Origin of the sequence: Rhodoferax ferrireducens (assembly GCF_003347515.1) — a bacterium.
Taxonomy (GTDB): Bacteria; Pseudomonadota; Gammaproteobacteria; order Burkholderiales; family Burkholderiaceae_C; genus Rhodoferax.
On record NZ_QEII01000171.1, the window covers coordinates 1 to 1,099 of the forward strand.

1 protein-coding gene is annotated in these 1,099 nt (G+C 67.2%); it reads right to left on the bottom strand.

The features are described from left to right. Position 1 precedes the first annotated feature (1 nt). A complete protein-coding gene (locus tag C5P05_RS01135; RefSeq protein WP_114968070.1) occupies positions 2–1,099 on the bottom strand; it encodes a Re/Si-specific NAD(P)(+) transhydrogenase subunit alpha in 1,098 nt (365 codons plus the stop codon).

The following is a 1,099-nucleotide window of genomic DNA, read 5'->3' on the forward strand; positions in this document are numbered from 1 at the left end:
GTTACTTTCGCTTGACTTCGCCGCCCTGGGTCATCAGGCAGGCGGCGACGATGTCGTCGTTCAGGTCGATGTTCAAGCTGCCTTCCTTGGTGAGGATCAGCTTGAGGAAGTCGAGCACGTTGCGCGCATACAGCGAGGAGGCATCGGCCGCCACCAGCGCCGGCAGATTGGTCTCGCCGATCAGCGTGACACCATGCTTGACCACGGTCTGGTCGGCTTCCGACAGCGGGCAGTTGCCGCCGCCGTTCGGCCCCTTGCCGGCGGCCAGGTCGACGATGACCGAGCCGGGCTTCATGGACTTGACCATGTCTTCGGTGATCAGCGTGGGCGCCGGGCGTCCCGGAATCAGCGCCGTGCTGATGACGATGTCGGCCAGCGCCACGCGCTTGGCGACTTCGATTTTTTGCCGATCGAGCCAGCTTTGCGGCATCGGCTTGGCGTAGCCGCCGACGCCGACCGCGGCTTCTTTTTCTTCGGGCGTGTCGTACGAGACCTCGATGAACTTGCCGCCCAGCGACTCGATCTGCTCCTTGACGCTGGGGCGCACGTCGGAGGCCTCGATCACCGCGCCCAGGCGCTTGGCGGTGGCGATGGCCTGCAGGCCGGCCACGCCGACACCGAGGATGACGACGCGCGCGGCTTTCACGGTACCGGCGGCCGTCATCAGCATCGGAAAGAAGCGCTGGTAGCGGTCAGCGGCCATCATCACGGCCTTGTAGCCGGCGATGTTCGCCTGGCTCGACAGCACGTCCATGCTTTGGGCGCGTGAAGTGCGCGGGGCGGCTTCGAGCGCGAAGCCGGTCAGGCCGGCCGCGGCGAGCTGCTGCAGGCCCTCAAGATCGAAGGGGTTGAGCATGCCGACCAGGCAAGTGCCGGGCCGCATCAGCGCGGCTTCCACATCCGACGGGCTGCGCACCTTGAGCACCAGTTCGCACTGGAAGGCGCCGGCGGCGTCGGTGATGTCGGCGCCGGCGGCGAGGTAAGCCTCGTCCGGCACGCTGGCCGCCACGCCGGCACCGGCCTGGATGCGCAGCGTGTGACCTTGCGCTTTGAGCTTCTTCGCCGTCTCGGGGGTGACGGCAACACGGGTTTCTCCCAC